The 17,969-nt window shown below is 66.1% G+C and carries 17 protein-coding genes and 1 pseudogene; 9 read left to right on the forward strand and 9 right to left on the reverse strand.

What is annotated here, in order from left to right:
- Positions 1 to 20 precede the first annotated feature (20 nt).
- From gyrB to dnaA, 5 genes and pseudogenes are all read right to left on the reverse strand, one after another.
- Positions 21 to 2,054: a DNA topoisomerase (ATP-hydrolyzing) subunit B gene (gene gyrB, locus B9D87_RS19220; RefSeq protein WP_007769790.1), complete on the reverse strand. Its 2,034-nt coding sequence runs from the start codon at positions 2,052 to 2,054 to the stop codon at positions 21 to 23.
- 257 nt (positions 2,055 to 2,311) lie between these two features.
- Positions 2,312 to 2,862 (reverse strand): annotated as a pseudogene (locus B9D87_RS19225) (DUF721 family protein).
- The gene (gene recF / locus B9D87_RS19230) at positions 2,859 to 4,016 is read right to left on the reverse strand and encodes a DNA replication/repair protein RecF (protein WP_007769786.1); all 1,158 of its coding nucleotides are present in this window, start codon (positions 4,014 to 4,016) and stop codon (positions 2,859 to 2,861) included. The pseudogene B9D87_RS19225 and the gene recF overlap by 4 nt, the downstream one beginning before the upstream one ends.
- The gene (dnaN, locus tag B9D87_RS19235; protein WP_007769785.1) at positions 4,017 to 5,216 is read right to left on the reverse strand and encodes a DNA polymerase III subunit beta; all 1,200 of its coding nucleotides are present in this window, start codon (positions 5,214 to 5,216) and stop codon (positions 4,017 to 4,019) included.
- A gap of 568 nt (positions 5,217 to 5,784) precedes the next feature.
- Positions 5,785 to 7,320 carry a chromosomal replication initiator protein DnaA gene (dnaA, locus tag B9D87_RS19240; protein ID WP_007769784.1) on the reverse strand — a complete coding sequence of 512 codons (1,536 nt, stop codon included), beginning with the start codon at positions 7,318 to 7,320 and terminating at the stop codon, positions 5,785 to 5,787.
- A 597-nt stretch (positions 7,321 to 7,917) separates the two neighbouring features.
- On the opposite strand from dnaA, the gene rpmH reads away from it, so the two are divergent.
- The 9 genes from rpmH (at position 7,918) to B9D87_RS19285 (ending at position 14,382) form a co-directional block, all read left to right on the forward strand.
- Positions 7,918 to 8,061: a 50S ribosomal protein L34 gene (rpmH, locus tag B9D87_RS19245; protein WP_003874369.1), complete on the forward strand. Its 144-nt coding sequence runs from the start codon at positions 7,918 to 7,920 to the stop codon at positions 8,059 to 8,061.
- A gap of 23 nt (positions 8,062 to 8,084) precedes the next feature.
- Complete coding sequence (rnpA, locus tag B9D87_RS19250; RefSeq protein WP_080598498.1) at positions 8,085 to 8,444, forward strand: ribonuclease P protein component; 360 nt, start codon at positions 8,085 to 8,087, stop codon at positions 8,442 to 8,444.
- On the forward strand, positions 8,441 to 8,791 hold the full coding sequence (gene yidD, locus B9D87_RS19255) for a membrane protein insertion efficiency factor YidD (protein ID WP_174320874.1): 351 nt from the start codon (positions 8,441 to 8,443) through the stop codon (positions 8,789 to 8,791). Before rnpA ends, yidD begins: the two co-directional genes overlap by 4 nt.
- Positions 8,792 to 8,834: 43 nt before the next feature.
- Complete coding sequence (gene yidC / locus B9D87_RS19260) at positions 8,835 to 9,869, forward strand: membrane protein insertase YidC (RefSeq protein WP_415623739.1); 1,035 nt, start codon at positions 8,835 to 8,837, stop codon at positions 9,867 to 9,869.
- An 81-nt stretch (positions 9,870 to 9,950) separates the two neighbouring features.
- Positions 9,951 to 10,517, forward strand: coding sequence for a Jag family protein (locus B9D87_RS19265; protein ID WP_007769753.1), 567 nt, complete (start codon positions 9,951 to 9,953; stop codon positions 10,515 to 10,517).
- Positions 10,518 to 10,594: 77 nt separating this feature from the next.
- Positions 10,595 to 11,335 carry a 16S rRNA (guanine(527)-N(7))-methyltransferase RsmG gene (gene rsmG, locus B9D87_RS19270; RefSeq protein WP_040629636.1) on the forward strand — a complete coding sequence of 247 codons (741 nt, stop codon included), beginning with the start codon at positions 10,595 to 10,597 and terminating at the stop codon, positions 11,333 to 11,335.
- Positions 11,332 to 12,354 (forward strand): ParA family protein, encoded by a 1,023-nt coding sequence (locus tag B9D87_RS19275; RefSeq protein ID WP_238553378.1) that lies wholly within the window; start codon positions 11,332 to 11,334, stop codon positions 12,352 to 12,354. The genes rsmG and B9D87_RS19275 overlap by 4 nt, the downstream gene beginning before the upstream one ends.
- Positions 12,355 to 12,377: 23 nt before the next feature.
- Positions 12,378 to 13,364: a ParB/RepB/Spo0J family partition protein gene (locus B9D87_RS19280; RefSeq protein WP_007769748.1), complete on the forward strand. Its 987-nt coding sequence runs from the start codon at positions 12,378 to 12,380 to the stop codon at positions 13,362 to 13,364.
- A gap of 265 nt (positions 13,365 to 13,629) precedes the next feature.
- Positions 13,630 to 14,382 (forward strand): acetyltransferase, encoded by a 753-nt coding sequence (locus B9D87_RS19285; protein WP_085977776.1) that lies wholly within the window; start codon positions 13,630 to 13,632, stop codon positions 14,380 to 14,382.
- A 3-nt stretch (positions 14,383 to 14,385) separates the two neighbouring features.
- Here B9D87_RS19285 and B9D87_RS19290 read toward each other — a convergent pair whose 3' ends face one another.
- From B9D87_RS19290 to B9D87_RS19305, 4 genes are all read right to left on the reverse strand, one after another.
- Positions 14,386 to 15,606 (reverse strand): N-acetylmuramoyl-L-alanine amidase, encoded by a 1,221-nt coding sequence (locus tag B9D87_RS19290; protein ID WP_007769745.1) that lies wholly within the window; start codon positions 15,604 to 15,606, stop codon positions 14,386 to 14,388.
- Between the two features lie 133 nt (positions 15,607 to 15,739).
- On the reverse strand, positions 15,740 to 16,093 hold the full coding sequence (gene trxA / locus B9D87_RS19295; protein WP_007769743.1) for a thioredoxin: 354 nt from the start codon (positions 16,091 to 16,093) through the stop codon (positions 15,740 to 15,742).
- Positions 16,090 to 17,100: a thioredoxin-disulfide reductase gene (trxB, locus tag B9D87_RS19300; RefSeq protein ID WP_007769741.1), complete on the reverse strand. Its 1,011-nt coding sequence runs from the start codon at positions 17,098 to 17,100 to the stop codon at positions 16,090 to 16,092. The genes trxA and trxB overlap by 4 nt, the downstream gene beginning before the upstream one ends.
- A 90-nt stretch (positions 17,101 to 17,190) precedes the next feature.
- Entirely contained in the window at positions 17,191 to 17,961 is a 771-nt protein-coding gene (locus B9D87_RS19305; protein ID WP_007769739.1) for an RsmA family anti-sigma factor, read from the reverse strand.
- Between the last annotated feature and the right edge of the window lie 8 nt (positions 17,962 to 17,969).

Consider the following 17,969-nt stretch of genomic DNA (forward strand, 5'->3'; position numbering starts at 1 on the left):
CGGTGGCAAGGTCTGATCGCTCAGACGTCCAGGAAGCGAACGTCCTTGGCATTGCGGGTGATAAAGCTGCGGCGCGCGTCGACGTCCTCGCCCATCAGGATGGAGAACAGCTCGTCGGCGGCCGCGGCGTCGTCCAGCGTGACTTGGCGCAGCACCCGGACAGTGGGATCCATTGTGGTTTCCCACAATTCCTTGGCATCCATCTCACCGAGACCCTTGTAGCGCTGGATCCCGTCGTCCTTATTGATCTTCTTGCCCGCCTTCTGGCCGGCCTCCAGCAAGCCGTCGCGCTCACGGTCGGAGTAGGCGAATTCGGGATCGCTGCGCTGCCACTTCAGCTTGTACAGCGGCGGCTGCGCCAAAAACACGTGCCCGTGCTCGATCAGCGGCCGCATGAAGCGGAACAGCAGCGTCAACAACAAGGTCGAAATGTGCTGGCCGTCAACGTCAGCGTCGGCCATCAGCACGATCTTGTGGTAACGCAGCTTGGTGATGTCGAATTCGTCGTGGATGCCGGTGCCTAGCGCGGTGATGATCGCCTGGACTTCGGTGTTCTTCAAAACCCGGTCGATGCGGGCCTTTTCGACGTTGATGATCTTGCCGCGCAGCGGCAGGATGGCCTGGAACATCGAGTCGCGGCCGCTCTTGGCCGAACCGCCGGCCGAATCGCCCTCCACCACATACAGTTCGGACTTGCGCGGGTCGGTGGAGCGGCAGTCGGCGAGCTTGCCGGGCAGCCCGCCCAAATCGGTGGCACTCTTGCGGCGCACCAACTCTCGCGCCTTGCGGGCGGCGATGCGGGCCTGCGCCGACGACACCGCCTTGTTCACCACGACCTTGGCGTCGGCGGGGTTGGCCTCGAACCAGTGGGTGAGTTGTTCGTTGCAGACCTTCTGCACGAACGACTTGACTTCGGTGTTACCCAGTTTGGTCTTGGTCTGGCCCTCGAACTGCGGTTCGCTGACCTTGACCGAGATCACCGCCGCGAGGCCCTCGCGGATGTCGTCGCCGGTGAGGTTCGGGTCCTTGTCTTTGAGCAGCTTCTTGTCTTTGGCGTACTTGTTGACCACCGTCGTCAGCGCGCTGCGGAAACCCTCTTCGTGGGTGCCGCCCTCGTGGGTGTTGATGGTGTTGGCGAAGGTGTGCACCGATTCCGAGTAGCCACCGTTCCACTGCATCGCGATTTCGACCTCGTGGCCGGGGCCCTTGCCGTCGAAGTCGATGATGCTCTGCTGGATCGGGCTCTTGGTGCGGTTGATGTGCTTGACGAAGTCGACGAGCCCGCCGGGATAGTGGAAAGTGCGGTGCTTAACTTTATGCGGCGCAGTCGATTCCGCGGCCTTTTCTTCCGCCGTCTTGGGCGCCTCGGCGGTGTCGCTGACGACCTCGTCGACGACCTCCTCATTGCTGACCCGCTCGTCGGTGAGATTGATCGTCAACCCCTTGTTGAGGAACGCCATCTCCTGCAACCGGCGCGCGACGGTCTCGAAGTCGTACTCGGTGGTCTCGAAGATTTCCGGATCGGCCCAGAATCGGATCGTGGTGCCGGTGCGCTTGGTGGCCTCACCCTGCTTGAGGGTGCCGGGCACGGCGCGGTCGTAATACTGCGACCATTCGTGGCCGTCGCGGGCGATGTCCACCTCGAGCCGGGTGGAGAGCGCGTTGACCACCGACACACCGACGCCGTGCAGACCACCGCTGACGTTGTAGCCGCTGTTCTCGCCGCCGAACTTGCCGCCGGCGTGTAGTTGGGTCATCACGACGTCGACGGTGGGTGCGCCGGTCGCGTGCATCGCCACCGGGATGCCGCGGCCATTGTCGGAGACCTCGACGCTGCCGTCGTCGAGGATGCGGACGTCGACCTTGTCGGCGTAGCCGGCCATCGCCTCGTCGACCGAGTTGTCGACCACCTCCCAGATGAGGTGGTGCAGGCCACGCTCACCGGTGGACCCGATGTACATACCGGGGCGTTTGCGGACGGCCTCGAGGCCTTCGAGCACGGTGATCGCTGAAGCGCCGTATTCGTCTTGCGCCTTCTTCTTCTGGGCAGCCACGGTCGGAATGCTCTCCTTGGGGTTTCATGCGGGCGGTTCCAGTCACCGCAACAGTCGCATCTCGCCAGTCTAGCGTGATCGGCCGTCCGCACCGATTTTCTGGCCGCGTTTCTACCCAGCTAACCGCGCCGTGCGCACGATATCTTTATTCTGGCCGCGTCCCGACGTGCGTCGAGGGGGTCCGCGTCGTCCTGGCGGATTTCAGGGGCCTGTGGATGAACATCCGTCCGAGGTGACGCGGACGGGCGAGGGCCTCCCTAACCGTAGGTGTCGCGCGGGCCTCTTCCAGCGATGTGACGCGGCCCCTTGCGCCACGACGGCGCTGCCGGGCCGGTGATTTTCAACGACGTCACCACGCCGTTGCCGACGGCGGCGGCGATCTTGGCCAGTAACTGCGCCTGAATCATCCGCAACTGGGTGGCCCACGCCGTCGATTCGGCGGCCACACTCAACACCCCATCGTTGAGGGCGGTCGGCGTCGCATGGTCGGCGATCTGATGCCCGACGACGGTCACCCAGTTGCCCAACACGGTGCCCTCGGCGACTTGAGCCGACCAACCCCGCTTTTTGGCCAGGTCGCGCGCCAGGCTGCCCAGCGGTTGGGGTCGCGCGCGTCCGGGCCCGGCCCCGACCAGCTGCGCCGCTGGCCCGCCACCCGCCGCGGGGTGGGGGCCACAGAGCGGCCGCGGCCGGCGTCTTTTCCCTGCGCCCGCGCGGCCGCGCGGGCCTCCTCGAGGGTGCGCCGCACCAGATCGATACCGCTGAGCGCACTCAACGGCTCGGTGGGACGCGGGCCCTCATCGGTCATGAGCGCATCTCCGATATCCGTCCCGAGTCGCTGTCCCGTAAGTCGACGTACAGCTGGCGAGCCTCCCAGCCCACCGGAATGTCCTCGAGCACCGCCGCGGTGACCAACACCTGTTCGGCCGACTCGGCCACCGCGGCCAGGGCCCGGCGCCGCGCCGCGTCCAGTTCGGCGAACACGTCGTCAAGCAACAGCACCGGATCGCTTTCCTCGGCCCGCAGTAATTCGTACGCGGCCAACCGCAGCGACAACGCCAACGACCACGATTCCCCATGGCTGGCAAAGCCTTTCGCGGGCTGGTCACCGAGCCAGAGCTCCAGGTCGTCGCGATGCGGGCCGACCAGGCACATGCCGCGTTCCAGCTCGGCATCGCGGCGCGCCGACAGGGCCGCCAGCAGGGCGGCTTCCAGGAACTCGCGGTCGGCACCGGCGATGTCCGCCGCGGCCTCGGCGCCCAGGCTGGATCGATAGCCGATGGAGGCGGCACGCGACCCCGGCGCCAGCAGCTGATAGGCCTTCTCGACCTCCGGGGCCAACTGGTTCACCAAATCGATACGGACGGCCATCAATTGGGCGCCGTATTCGGCCAGCCGGCTGTCCCAGACGTCCAACGTGTCCAGGGCGCTCTGATCGCCGCGATACCGCGCACCGGACAGGGATTTCAACAGCGCGGTGCGCTGCCGCACGATTTTGTCGTAATCGGCGCGGACCCCGGCGACCGCCGGCCGGCGCACCGTCGCCAAATCGTCGAGGTAGCGACGCCGGTCGGACGGGTCACCCCGGACCAGGGACAGATCTTCGGGAGCAAACAGCACCGCGCGCAACACCCCGATCACCTCGCGCGTGCCGCGCACCGGTGAGCGGTTCAGCCGGGCCTTGTTCGCCCGGCCGGCCGCGATTTCCAGATCGACCGCGCACTCCCTGCCTTCGTTGACCACGATCGTCGAAACCACCGCACGGTCGGCACCCGCGCGGATCAACGGCGCGTCGGTACCCACCCGATGTGAACCCATGGTGCTCGAATACCACAGCGCCTCAAGGAGATTCGTCTTGCCAAACCCGTTGGATCCGATGAAGACCGTCCGACCAGGCTGCAGGTCGAGGTCGGCGTGTGCCCAGGACCGGAAGTCGCGCAGTCCCAAATGCCGGACGTACACCTAGCCAGGCAACCGGACGGGCATCAGCAGGTAGACGTAATCGGTCGGCAGGGCGCTGTAGGGGCCCGTGCCGGTCGGGTGGCTGTCGTCGTTCAACGCCGGACGCAGCAACGCCGGCTTACCCGGCGTCGTGAAACCGAACGACACCCGCTCGGAGTGGACCGATCCCAGGCCGTCGGTGAGATACGTCGGGTTGAACGCGATCGTCAGCGGTTCACCGACGAAGTCGACCGCCAAGTCCTCCTCGGCCCGTCCCACATCATCGGCGCCGGCGGACAGCCGTAGCGATCCCTCGCTGAATTCCATCCGCACCTGGGCGCCCCGGTCGGCCACCAGCGCCACCAGCTTGATCGCCTCGGTCAGCTCCGCGACGTTGATGGTCGCGACGGCCGTGTGTTCGGCCGGCAGCAGCTGACGGAACTTCGGGAATTCGGCGTCGAGCAGACGGGTGGTGCTGCGCTTGCCGTTCCCACTGATGCCGAGCAAGCCGTCTTTGCCGACGCCTGAGCCCGCACCCAATGACAGCCGGACCTCGGAGCCGTCGGCGCCCGTCCGCGCCGCTTCAGCCAGCGTCTTGGCCGGGACCAGAACCGCGGCCTCGATATCGGGCGAGGCCGCCGACCAGGTCAGCTCGCGAACCGCGAGGCGGAACCGGTCGGTAGCGGCCAAAACCACCGTGTCACCCGAAATCTCAACCCTGATTCCGGTCAGCATGGGCAACGTGTCGTCGCGGCCGGCCGCGATGGCCACCTGGCTGATCGCCTCGGCGAACACGTCGGCGGGCAGCGTCCCGGTCTCTTCCGGCAGCGCCGGCAGCGTCGGGTAATCCTCAACCGCCATCGTCGGCAGCGAGAACCTGGCGTTGCCGCAGTGCAGCGCCACCCGGTTTCCGTCGACGTAGAAGTCGATCGGCTTGTTCGGCAGCGCCCGCACGATGTCGGACAGCAACCGACCGGATACCAAAACGCTTCCCGGAGAAGCGATTTCGGCTGCCACCTGTGCTTCGGCGGAAACCTCGTAATCGAATCCGGAGATCGTCAGGCCCTCATCGGTTCCGGAGAGCAGCACACCGGAAAGCACCGGCACCGCAGGCCGGGACGGCAGATTCTTCGCCACCCACGACACCGCGTCTGCGAAAGATTCCCGCACCAAACGAAATTTCAAGTCGCTGAGGCCAGCCGTTGTCGTCGCCGCGTCCATAGCGTCCCTTCACCTACCCAGCGTTTTCGAATCCATTGGCTAGCCGCCCCCCGCTAGCACGGGGCTCCGCCACGAACGGCGATGACACGTAATGCCAACGCCGAACGCAACGGCAGTCGAAGAACAACCGTAGATCCTCCGGGGCCATCTTGAAAGCTAATCGCAAAGCCCGACAACCCGAGCTGACGAAGGCTCCGACGACGGGTGTGCGCCGTGCGTCCCCAAGCCTGTATTTCAAAGAAGAACCGATGAAGAGATCTCAGTACCAGTATTAAGGCCTGTGCATTCTGGGGACAGCATCGTCTCGACGCAGCTAGGGGCGGGATCGGGTTGTGCATCGCGGGCCGAACGCCTGTGGGTGACGTGTTGGGCGGATGGGGACGAACGACGGCTGTGCACGCCAGGCGTGGTACTACACCGGCGTTTAATTGCGTTGTGCACACCGTTGCGCACATGCCGTGGGTGTGGCGGATGTGACAGACGTGTGTGAAGTTTCTCGAAAAAAATTCTAAAAAGGCGCAGCGCAGGCGGGAAAGTCAGCGCTGGCGGCGCTGGGGGAGCGGCGAATTCAGCGCTTGGAGCGCTGCCGGATGCGCGTGGTGAGCTCCTTGACGTGATCAAAAACCTCACGGCGCTCGGCCATCTCGGACAAGATCTTGCGCTGCGCATACATGACCGTGGTGTGATCGCGGCCGAATGCCTGCCCGATCTTGGGCAGTGAGAGATCGGTGAGTTCGCGGCACAGATACATGGCGATCTGGCGCGACTGGGCCAGCGCCCTGGTCTTGCCGGGCCCGCGGAGCTCTTCGACGGTGGTGTCGAAGTATTCGGCGGTGGCCGCCATGATGGTGGCCGCGCTGATCTGCATGGTGCTGGCGTCGGCGATCAGGTCGCGCAGCACGATCTCGGCCAGCGACTTGTCGATCGGCGTCTTGTTCAGCGAGGCGAACGCCGTGACACGGATCAGGGCGCCTTCGAGCTCGCGGATGTTGCGTTCGATGCTGCTGGCGATCAGCTCGAGGACGTCGTCGGGGACGGCCAGCCGCTCCATCTGCGCCTTCTTACGCAAGATGGCGATGCGGGTTTCCAGCTCCGGGGGCTGCACGTCGGTGATCAAGCCCCATTCGAACCGCGTCCTGAGCCGGTCTTCGAGGGTGGCCAGCTGTTTGGGCGGGCGGTCCGACGAGATGACGATCTGCTTGTTGGCGTTATGCAAGGTGTTGAAGGTGTGGAAGAACTCCTCCTGGATACCTTCCTTGCCCTCGATGAACTGAATGTCATCGACCAGCAGCACATCGACGTCGCGGTAGCTGCGCTTGAAGGCGACCTTGCGGTCGTCTCGGAGCGAGTTGATGAAGTCGTTGGTGAATTCCTCGGTGGAGACGTACTTGACCCGCATCCCCGGGAAGAGCCGTTGCGCGTAGTTGCCCGCGGCGTGCAACAGGTGGGTCTTGCCCAGACCCGACTCGCCCCAGATGAACAACGGGTTGTAGGCCCGGGCCGGCGCCTCGGCGATCGCCAGGGCGGCGGCGTGGGCGAACCGGTTGGAGGCGCCGATGACAAAAGTGTCGAAGGTGTAGCGACGGTTGAGGCTCGTCCCGGCAGCGACGGCCGGATCGATGGCGTGCGGCCGCTCGGTGAAGTAGTTGGGCCAGCCCGGCTGGTTGTCGCTGACGGTCTCGCTGTTTTCGAAAGCTTCCTCGGTCTCGACGGCCGCGGCGTCGGCGGGGAACGACGGGTCGGATCCGGGGAACGGTTCCGCCGGCGGGATGAGCGCGTCCTCGACATCGTCGGGTGGGGGAGCGATCCGCACGCCCAGCTGGATCTGTTGCCCGAGCCGGCGGCTGAGCGCATCGGTGATGGGGGCCCGCAGGTGTCGTTCGATCTCGTTTTGGACAAAACTGCTCGGCACCGACAGCAGAGCAAATCCCTCGACGATGGTCAGCGGGCGAACCAGATTGAGCCACGCTCGTTGCTGGGGGGTGAGGGGAGTGACCAGGGTCGTGCGGTTGGCGGCCAAGCCGTCCGGGGTGGTCTCTCCGTTGAGTTCGGAAACGACCGCATTCCACACTGTCGTGAAACTGGAACCGGGGTCATCGGTCAACGACGCATCTCCCTGGTTCTCGAACGTCCCGACCCGAGTCACACACGCTTGGCGACAAAACAACTGTCCACATAGTTATACACAGGTGTGGACAGGATGATCGTAGGCGAGCCACAACCTACCGGCGACGGCTCGCGATCTCCGCGCTGGAAGACAACCTCGAAAGGTTGTCTAGGCAGCTAGTCGATCCACCATCCTCGCTTCGTTGTCGAGCGCTGTTTTAGTCTAAAACGACTTCGCAGAAGCTAACAGTTTTCCGTTCGGCTGCCAACAGTTCCGCTGCATTCCAATCGGGTCGTTTAGGGTACGTGGGGCTTGCTTCGGCTCGTTATGGTAGCCACGTCGGCGGTGGGTGTGATCGAAACCGGAATCTTTCTTCGGCCGCCGCGCGGGTTCGTTGCGAGAAGCCAGGTTTGACCAGGCGAAGCCTCGTCAGTACCCTCAAACAGTCGCCCGAAAGTCGGCGATACGGCTGCGACCCGAACCACCCTGGGGACCGCGCCGGCCAGCAGCACCAAGACCACCTCCGGTCGAACCGCAGACGAGCCGTTGCGAAACGTCTGAGCGGCCGGATGGCAACACAACGAGGAGAACGTCGTGGCCAAGGGCAAGCGGACCTTCCAGCCGAATAACCGGCGCCGAGCCCGCGTGCACGGTTTCCGTCTGCGGATGCGCACTCGTGCCGGACGCGCGATCGTGTCCGGTCGGCGCCGCAAGGGTCGCCGCGCGCTCTCTGCCTGATCGCAACGTCAGGTTTTTCGGCGGTGCTTCCCGCACGCAACCGCATGACGCGGTCAATTGACTTTGACGCGACGGTGAAGCACGGGATTCGTATGGCACAGCCCGATGTCGTCGTGCACTTGCGTCGAGGAGCGGACGGTGACGAAATCGGTGCGCCGCGCGTCGGTTTGGTTGTGGGCAAGGGCGTCGGATCCGCCGTGGAACGCCACCGGGTCTCGCGCCGGCTGCGGCATGTGGCCCGCACGCTACTGAGCGAGCTCGGGCGGTCCGATCAATTGGTGATCCGCGCGCTGCCGGGCAGCCGCACCGCGTCCTCAGCTCGGCTGGAGCAGGAATTGCGCCGTTGCCTGCGACGGCTGCCGGCGGCGGGGAGCCGGTCGTGACGGCGCCGGCGCGGGTGCGCGCGCTCACCCGCACGACCGGACGGGCCGCCGCCCGCGGAGTGATTTTTCTGATCCAGCTGTACCGGCATATGGTGTCGCCGCTGCGCCCGGCGACGTGTCGCTTCGTTCCGACCTGTAGTCAGTATGCGGTCGATGCGCTCAACGAGTACGGCTTGATTCGGGGGAGCTGGTTGGCCGCGGCCAGGCTCGCCAAGTGCGGACCATGGCATGAAGGCGGATGGGATCCGATACCGGATCGCCCCAGCTGCCAAGGGAATTGCCAAGACGCCAGCGACGCTCGGGTGGTCCGAGCGACGCGAGGGGAGAGTGAATCTTTTGTCCTTTGACCTTTTCAGCCTCGACTTCGTCTACTACCCGGTGTCGTGGATCATGTGGGTTTGGTACAAGTTGTTCGCCTCCATGCTGGGGCCGTCGAACTTCTTCGCCTGGGCGCTGTCGGTGATGTTCCTGGTCTTCAGCCTGCGTGCGCTGCTCTACAAGCCGTTCGTGCGGCAGATCCGTACGACGCGCCAGATGCAGGAGCTGCAGCCGCAGATCAAGGCGCTGCAGAAGAAGTACGGCAAGGATCGCCAGCGCATGGCGCTCGAGATGCAGAAGCTGCAGCGCGAGCACGGCTTCAACCCGATCCTGGGGTGCCTGCCGATGCTGGCGCAGATCCCGGTGTTCATCGGCCTGTATCACGTGCTGCGTTCGTTCAACCGGACCACCGGCGGCTTCGGCCAGCCCCACCTGTCGGTGGCGCAGAACCGGCTGACCGGAAACTACGTCTTCACCCCGACCGATGTCGGGCACTTCCTGGACGCCAACTTGTTCGGGGCACCCATCGGTGCCTTCATGACCCAGCGGACCGGTCTCGACGCGTTCACGTTCTTCAGCCGGCCCGCCGTGATCGCCGTGGGCCTGCCGGTGATGATCCTGGCCGGCGTCGCGACCTACTTCAACAGCCGGGCGTCGGTGGCGCGGCAGAGCCCGGAGGCGGCGGCCAACCCGCAGACGGCGATGATGAACAAGCTCGCGCTCTACGTCTTCCCGCTCGGTGTGGTGGTCGGTGGGCCGTTCCTTCCGCTCGCGATCATCCTGTACTGGTTCGCTAACAACATCTGGACCTTCGGGCAGCAGCACTACGTCTTCGGAATGATCGAAAAAGAGGACGAAGCCAAGAAGCAGGAAGCGATCCAGCGCCGGGCGGCCAATGCGCCGGCGCCGGGCGCGAAGCCGAAGCGCAACCCGAAGGCGGCCTCGCCGGGTGGGAACGGTTCGCCGAAGGCCGACAGCGACACCGAGGCGTCCGGCTCGACGGCGGGGGAATCCACCGTGGCCGACAGTCCGGCGGCCGACACGAGCGACGGCCCGACGAACCGCACGCCGCGGCCCGGGGCGCGACCGAAAAAACGCAAACGCTGATCCGGGCGGAATAGCTATCGGGGCCGCCCGGAGAGGGCGACCCCAATTGGGCTGGGGCCCATGGAATGAGGGAGAGAAGACATGACAGACGCCGACACCACCGAACGCGACGTCGACACGGAGCTCGACGCGCAGGCGGCCGACGAGGATGCCGCGGATTCTGGTGCGGAGGGAATCGATGATCTCGAGGAGCGGTTGGTCGCCGAGGGCGAGATAGCCGGCGACTACCTCGAGGAGTTGTTGGACCTGTTGGACTTCGACGGCGACATCGACCTGGACGTCGAGGGCAGCCGCGCGATCGTGAGCATCGACGGCAGCGACGACTTGAACAAGTTGGTCGGCCGCGGCGGTGAGGTGCTCGACGCGTTGCAGGAACTGACCCGGCTCGCGGTGCACCAGAAGACCGGTGTGCGGAGCCGACTGATGCTCGACATCGCGAGCTGGCGCCGGCGGCGCCGGGAGGAACTGGCGGCGCTGGGCGACAAAGTCGCGCGCCGGGTGCTCGAATCCGGGGAACGCGAAGAGCTCGCGCCGATGACGCCGTTCGAACGCAAGATCGTCCACGACGCCGTCGCGGCGGTCTCGGGTGTGCACAGCGAGAGCGAGGGTGTGGAGCCCGCGCGCCGCGTCGTCGTGCTGCACGACTGACCCTTCGAGTTACAGCGGTGTAGTTCTTGTCGCCCGCCCGGCCTCTGGAGGTTGCAGGTGCCCTCTCCATCAAGAGGATGTTTCACGTGAAACATGTCGGCCACGGGGACGCCGCGGGGGCCCCGCCGGGGGAGGGCGCCGGGTTGGGCCAGGCTCCCGACTCCGCGGCCGCGATCTTCGGCGAACGGGTCGGGACGGCGCAACGCTATGCGGATCTGCTCGCCACCGCAGGGGTGGAACGCGGCCTGCTCGGACCGCGGGAGGTCGACCGCATCTGGGACCGCCACATCTTGAATAGCGCGGCGCTCGCCGAGCTCCTCGGCCCGGGCGAACGCATCATCGATATTGGCAGCGGGGCGGGCTTACCGGGAATCCCGCTGGCGATCGCGCGGCCCGACCTCGGCGTCGTGCTGCTCGAGCCGCTGCTGCGGCGCAGCGAATTTCTCACCGAGGTCGTGGACGAACTAGGGTTAGCCGTCGAGGTGGTCCGTGGCCGTGCGGAGGAACCGGATGTGCGCAACCGGTTCGGGGAGAGGGATGCTGCGGTGTCGCGAGCGGTTGCATCATTGGACAAACTGACCAAGTGGAGCCTGCCGCTCCTACGCCCCGACGGGCGGATGCTCGCCATCAAGGGGGAGCGGGCCGCCGACGAAGTTGAACAATACCGGCGTGTGATGGCAGCATCGGGCGCCGCTGATGTCAGGGTGGTGACATGTGGCGCGACCTATTTGCGTCCCCCCGCAACCGTAGTTTCAGCGCGACGCGGAAAGCCGCCACACCACAAGCCGGCACGGACCGGGAAGGCCGAAACCCGATGAGTTCTTCAGGAGATTGGCCGGTGGCTCCGCAGGCGCCGGAAGACGTTCAGCAGGCGGCGACGACCGCTCAAGCGCCGGCGAATCCGGATGCGTCCGCACCTCCGGCCGCCCCCGCACCTCCCGCCGCCTCCGCACCGCCCAATGTTTCACGTGAAACAGCGGACGAATTCGACACCCCCATCGGGGCGGCCGCCGAGCGCGCGATGCGGGTACTGCACACCACGTACCCGCCGCTGCGCCGGCCGTCGCACCGCCGGGTGTTCACGGTCGCGAATCAGAAGGGCGGCGTCGGGAAGACGACAACGGCCGTCAACCTCGCCGCTGCACTCGCGCTGCAGGGACTCAAAACCCTCGTCATCGACCTCGACCCGCAGGGCAACGCCAGCACGGCGCTCGGCATCACCGACCGCCAATCCGGGACGCCGTCGTCGTACGAGGTCTTGCTCGGCGAGGTCGCCGTGCAGGACGCGCTGCGGCAGAGCCCACACAACGAGCGGCTGTTCTGCATCCCGGCGACGATCGACCTGGCCGGCGCCGAGATCGAATTGGTCAGCATGGTGGCGCGCGAGAACCGACTCCGCACCGCGTTGGCCGACCTCGACAGCCTCGACTTCGACTGCGTCTTCATCGACTGCCCGCCCTCGCTCGGGCTGCTGACCATCAACGCGCTCGTCGCCGCGCCCGAGGTCATGATTCCGATCCAGTGCGAGTACTACGCCCTCGAGGGCGTTTCGCAGCTGATGCGCAACATCGAGATGGTGAAGGCGCACCTCAACCCCAAGCTGGAGGTGAGCACCGTCGTGCTGACCATGTACGACGGCCGCACCAAGCTCGCGGACCAAGTCGCGGAAGAGGTGCGCCGGTATTTCGGCAGCAAGGTGTTGCGCACGGTGATTCCGCGCAGCGTCAAGGTTTCCGAGGCGCCCGGTTACAGCATGACCATCATCGATTACGACCCCGGCTCACGCGGGGCGATGAGCTATCTCGATGCGAGCCGCGAACTCGCCGAGCGCGATTGACCACCATCCGCGAAGGGACGACCATGACGCAGCCGTTACGCAAGAAGGGTGGCCTCGGCCGGGGCCTGGCTTCGCTAATTCCGACCGGCCCCGCGGAGGGCGACACCGGACCGGCGACGCTGGGCCCGCGGATGGGCGATGCCGCCGCCGACGTCCTGATCGGGGGACCGCCGCCGCAGGACGCGTCGTCGGTGGGAGCGGTCTATCGCGAGATCGCGCCGGCCGACATCGAACGCAACCCGCGTCAGCCCCGGCAGGTCTTCGACGAGGAAGCGCTGTCGGAACTGGTGCATTCCATCCGCGAGTTCGGCCTCTTGCAGCCGATCGTGGTGCGGGCGGTCAAGGACTCGGCGAGCGGCGCGCGTTATCAGATCGTGATGGGGGAGCGGCGCTGGCGCGCGGCCCAGGAGGCCGGACTGGCAACCATCCCGGCCATCGTGCGCGAGACCGGCGACGACGATCTACTCCGCGACGCCCTGTTGGAGAACATCCATCGGGTCCAGCTCAACCCGTTGGAAGAGGCGGCCGCCTACCAACAGCTGCTCGACGAATTCGGCGTCACCCACGACGAACTGGCCGCGCGGATCGGCCGGTCGCGGCCGTTGATCACCAACATGATCCGGTTGCTCAAGCTGCCGATCGCGGTGCAGCGGCGGGTGGCCGCGGGGGTTCTGTCCGCCGGCCACGCGCGCGCGCTGCTGTCGCTGGAGGCGGGCCCCGAAGCGCAGGAGGAGCTGGCCACCCGGATCGTCGCCGAGGGGCTATCGGTGCGGGCCACGGAGGAGGCGGTCACGCTGGCCAACCGGGGCGGTGCGTCCACCCCAACCGCCCCGCGTCGCAAGCCGATCCAGATGCCGGGCCTGCAAGACGTTGCTGACAAGCTCTCGACGGCCTTCGATACCCGCGTCACGGTCAGTCTCGGCAAACGCAAGGGCAAGATCGTCGTCGAGTTCGGGTCGGTGGACGATTTGCAACGGATCATCGAGGTCATGTCCCCGCCCAAGGCATGAACTAGGACACCGTGTAATTACGTCACTGTGACACCAAGGCCGTTTCCGCGGGCAACGCACCTATCCCACGGACTCCAGCTCGGCGAAACGGCCTGCGCATCAACAACTTTCGACCGTAGGCCCGTCGCGGTGACGCGGCGCCGGCCGTTCGGGCCCGCAAACCCCGGTGGCCAGGCCAAAGCTGGCCCGATCACGACCACCTCTCCTATCCTGGAGGGGTTGCCGGTGCAGAGCGCCGCAGTACCGCACAGGAGCCAGGAGGCTAGTGTCCGCTCGAATCATGCCGCTACGGCTCGAGGCATTCGAGCAGCTTCCCAAGCACGCACGCCGGTGCGTCTTCTGGGAAGTCGATCCCGCGACCCTCGGTAATCAGGACCACCTCGCCGACCCCGAGTTCGAAAAAGAAGCGTGGTTGTCGATGGTGATGCTGGAGTGGGGCTCGTGCGGGCAGGTCGCGACCGCCGTCCCAGACGAGCGAAGCCATGCCGAGCCGCCATGCCTCGGTTACGTGTTCTATGCGCCGCCGCGGGCGGTGCCGCGGGCACAGCGATTCCCGACCGGCCCGGTGTCCGCGGACGCGGTGTTGCTGACGTCGATGGGCATCGAACCGGGGCCGGCGGCCGATGACCTTCCGCACGGTTTGATCGCCCGGGTCATCGACGAACTGGTGCGCCGCGGTGTGCGCGCGCTCGAAGCGTTCGGCCGCACCCCGGCGGCTTCGGAATTGCAGGACCCGCACCTCGTCGGTCCGGACGTGCGGCCAGTCCTGGAGGCCGTCGGTGACTGCTCGGTGGACCACTGCGTGATCGACGCGGAATTCTTGAAAGACGTGGGTTTCGTTGTGGTGGCGCCACATACGTACTTCCCGCGACTGCGCCTCGAGCTCGACAAGGGCCTTGGGTGGAAGGCGGAAGTCGAGGCCGCCCTAGAGCGACTGCTGGAGAACGCGCACCTGGAGCAGCCGGTGGGCGCGGGATCCACGACGGCGAATGCGTTAGAAACCACCGAGGGTGGTTAGAAGTCAGGAACCGCCGAGCTGGCTGGTGCGTTCCACCGACAGTTCGTGGGCCAGTAATTCCGCGAAAGTGAATGTGCCAGTGGGCCGGTCGTTCTTGCCCAACAGGTAGAGCCGCTTGACCGCGGCGAGGATGCCCTCGGCGATGGCGTCACGGGTCTGGGTCGAAACCAGCATCGAACGATCCCGCGTGTTGGTGATGTAGCCGACGTCGACCTGCACCGTCGGCATCCGGGTCAGGCGCAGCAGGTCCCACGTCCTGCCGTGCGTCCGGCAGTCTCGTAAACCGGTGCGGGCCACGACTTCTCGCTGGATGAAGTCGGCGAGATTACGCCCGATGGTGGAGACCGATCCATGCGAGTTGCCGAAGTGAAAGGAAGCCACTCCATTGGCGGCGGTGCTGATCTGACTTTCGCAGCGCAGGCTGATCATCAGGTCGGCGCCAACGTTGTTCGCGGTGGCGGCGCGTTCGGCATCCAGCGGACTGCGGTTGACCGGTCGGGACAGGAAGGTCTCCATGCCGATGGCGGCCATCCGTCCTTCCAGGCGACTGGCCAAGTCCCACAACACATCCGCTTCGCTGACGGGTCCCGACGGGCCCTGCATGATGGTGCCGTGGTCCGCTCCGCCGCGGCCCGGATCGATGATGATCCGCTTGCCCGACAGCTTGGGGCCTGACGAGCGAACCAGCTCCTCCTCGCGCAGCGCGTGCGGGGATCCACCGGTGACCCGTGAACTCAGGAAGTGAAAGGAGCGCAACGTTTCCGGGCCGCAGATGCCGTCGGCGGAGAGCCCGTACTCGCGCTGATATGACATCAAAGCGTTGTGGGTCTGCAACCCGAAGTAGCCGTCGACCAGACCGGTGTAGAAGCCGAGGTCTTGCAACCGCGCCTGCAGCGTGGCGACGTCGTCGCCGAACAGCGGGGCACCGAATTGGTGATACAGCGTGCGGGCGCCGAGCCGGTACGACGCCTCCTTCAGCGCGCGGTATGTCGCCTCGCCGACGATGCCGTCCACCAGCAGACCGCGATGCTGTTGAAAGGCACGAACGGCCTGGTCAAGCTCAGCGTCGAAGAGTTCGAGGGCCACGTGCCGCCCGGTGTTGAGATCGTCCTCGGAGCTATCCAGCAGGCCTAGTGTGGCCAGCGTTGCCCGGATCTCGGTCACGGCAGCGCTGCGGTCACCACAGCGCAGCGCGTCGCCGTATTCGCGGCGCGGACTCGGCATACCAAGGGCCCTCCGGGACTAACTGACAAAGCTCAGATCTGGGCAACAGCTAACCGTATTGTCGCAGACGCTTCGTAAATTCGGGAAAACCCCAGGCTATGCGCGGGGCGTGGTGCGGCGAAGCAAACGAACGTCAGCCGAGGTCGGGAACCGCGTCCGAGAGCTCACGCAGCAACGACGCCTTGCCCTTCGCGCCGACGATCCGCTTCACCGGCTGCCCGTCTTTGAACAGGATCAGGGTGGGAATGGAGACCACCTGGAAGTTCTGCGCGGTTTCGGGGTTGGCATCGACGTCGAGCTTGGCAACGGTGAGGTGCTCGCCCCGCTCGCTGGCGATCTCCTCGAGAACGGGCGCAACCATCTTGCACGGGCCGCACCAGGTCGCCCAAAAGTCAACCAGAACAGGCTTATTGCTGGACAACACGTCGGTGGAGAACGACGCATCGGAGACTTCTATTGTGGCACCGGCTTTTTCGGCGTCGGTCATTGTGGCGCTCCAATCAATGTGTCGGTACTGCCGGGAAATTCGGTGGCGTCGCCCTGTGCGGCGACGCTGTCTTCTTCGTGGTCGGCGAGCCAGCGTTCGGCGTCGATGGCGGCCGCGCAGCCGCTGCCGGCGGCGGTGACGGCCTGACGGTAGGTGCGATCCACCAAGTCTCCCGCGGCGAACACCCCATCAATCGAGGTAGCCGTGGTGCGCCCGCGCACCAACACATACCCCTCAGGATCGGTCTCGAGCACCTCGCGCACCAACTCCGAACGCGGGTCATGCCCGATCGCCACGAACACCCCGCTGACCGCCAACGTCGACACCTTCCCGGTGACCGTGTCGCGCAACCGCACCCCGGTCACCGTCGCCTCGCCCTCGACCGCCTCGACCGCCTTATTCGTCACAATGGTGATCTTCTCGTTGGCCTTGGCCCGCTCCAACATGATCCGCGACGCCCGGAACTCCTGCCGGCGGTGCACCAACGTCACACTGCGGGCAAACCGGGTCAAAAACGTGGCCTCCTCCATCGCCGAATCCCCACCCCCGATCACCGCAATGTCTTGATCCTTGAAAAAGAACCCATCACAGGTCGCACACGAAGACACCCCACGCCCCAACAACTCCTGCTCCCCAGGCACCCCCAAATACCGCGCCGCAGCCCCCATCGCCAAAATCACCGACCGCGCCCGCACCGTCTCACCCTCAGCCGTCGTCACCGTTTTGACCCGACCCTGCAACGACACCGACTCCACGTCTTCCATCCGCAGATCCGCCCCGAACCGCAACGCCTGCTCACGCATCTGATCCATCAACTCCGGACCCGTGATCCCCTCACGAAACCCCGGAAAATTCTCCACCTCGGTCGTCGTCATCAACGCCCCACCAAACGACGTCCCCTCAAACACCACCGGCGCCAACTGCGCCCGCGCCGCATACAACGCCGCGGTATACCCAGCAGGACCCGAACCAATAACGATCACGTCATGCACTGTGTCGGCGGTCATGAAAACCTTTCAAGCGATTCGTCTCTGGATCTGTGTAAACGCCAGCGTAGGTACGCCTGTTCCCGGGTGTGTCGTACCCATCGCACCACATTAGGGGCGGGGAACCTGCGTATTGGCCAGTAGTCCTGTGTCGGCGGCGCTGCAGTTCGGCGAGACCGCGAACACGGCCAGGATGTGCGGGCTGTCACCGGGTATCACCAGGACGATGCCCGGGCGCGCGTTGATCTCGACCGGGCGCGCCCCGAGGACCTGAGTGGACGCGGGATAGCCGAGGCCGCTGAGGCAGGAGGCGCGCCGCGCCGGGTCGCTGAGGGCGCCGAAGTCGGGGGTGCGGTCGAGCAGTCCCAGGATGTCGGGCTGCGAAAGCGGGATCTCCATCGGCGGCGTCGACACCGTGATGTGCGCGACGTCGCCGGGGGTGTCCGGGGCGGGCTGGGGAGCATGCAGCAGCGCGACGGTCCCGAAGCCGATCGCCGCGAGCACTGCGCACATGCCGGCGGCCGCGGCGACGGTACGGGCGGGACGCAGGTGTGGGCGGGCGGAGTGATCGGCCGGCCCCGTCGCGTGGTTGGACACCGGCTCGGCCGAGCGCAACGCCGCCGAAATACGACCGCTCACCTGCGGGGGAGGGTCGGGGGGTGCCCCAGGGTCGGCGCCGACGGCCGCGACGTCGCGGCGGACTCGATTCAAGGCGCCCAGCACGTCCGCGGCGTGCGGATCGGCGCGAACTTGGCTGCGAACGCGGGCGGCGGCCTCGTCGTCGAGAACGCCGGCCTGTAGGTCGGCGAGCAGTTCGACGGTCAGCGGTGGGTCTGATCCCGCGCTGCGGTCATCCGCCGCGCCGTTCTCCGCTGCATTCATCGGACCCA

Origin of the sequence: Mycobacterium colombiense CECT 3035, assembly GCF_002105755.1 — a bacterium.
In the GTDB taxonomy this organism is placed as follows: Bacteria; Actinomycetota; Actinomycetes; order Mycobacteriales; family Mycobacteriaceae; genus Mycobacterium; species Mycobacterium colombiense.

Coding starts and splice junctions, on each gene's coding strand:
- trxB (WP_007769741.1), bottom strand. CDS start 17,100: ATGACCGCCGACACAGTGCATGACGTGATCGTTATTGGTTCGGGTCCT.
- B9D87_RS19275 (WP_238553378.1), top strand. CDS start 11,332: ATGAGTTCTTCAGGAGATTGGCCGGTGGCTCCGCAGGCGCCGGAAGAC.
- B9D87_RS19280 (WP_007769748.1), top strand. CDS start 12,378: ATGACGCAGCCGTTACGCAAGAAGGGTGGCCTCGGCCGGGGCCTGGCT.
- yidC (WP_415623739.1), top strand. CDS start 8,835: ATGTGGGTTTGGTACAAGTTGTTCGCCTCCATGCTGGGGCCGTCGAAC.
- dnaN (WP_007769785.1), bottom strand. CDS start 5,216: ATGGACGCGGCGACGACAACGGCTGGCCTCAGCGACTTGAAATTTCGT.
- rsmG (WP_040629636.1), top strand. CDS start 10,595: ATGTTTCACGTGAAACATGTCGGCCACGGGGACGCCGCGGGGGCCCCG.
- B9D87_RS19265 (WP_007769753.1), top strand. CDS start 9,951: ATGACAGACGCCGACACCACCGAACGCGACGTCGACACGGAGCTCGAC.
- B9D87_RS19290 (WP_007769745.1), bottom strand. CDS start 15,606: ATGCCGAGTCCGCGCCGCGAATACGGCGACGCGCTGCGCTGTGGTGAC.
- trxA (WP_007769743.1), bottom strand. CDS start 16,093: ATGACCGACGCCGAAAAAGCCGGTGCCACAATAGAAGTCTCCGATGCG.
- B9D87_RS19305 (WP_007769739.1), bottom strand. CDS start 17,961: ATGAATGCAGCGGAGAACGGCGCGGCGGATGACCGCAGCGCGGGATCA.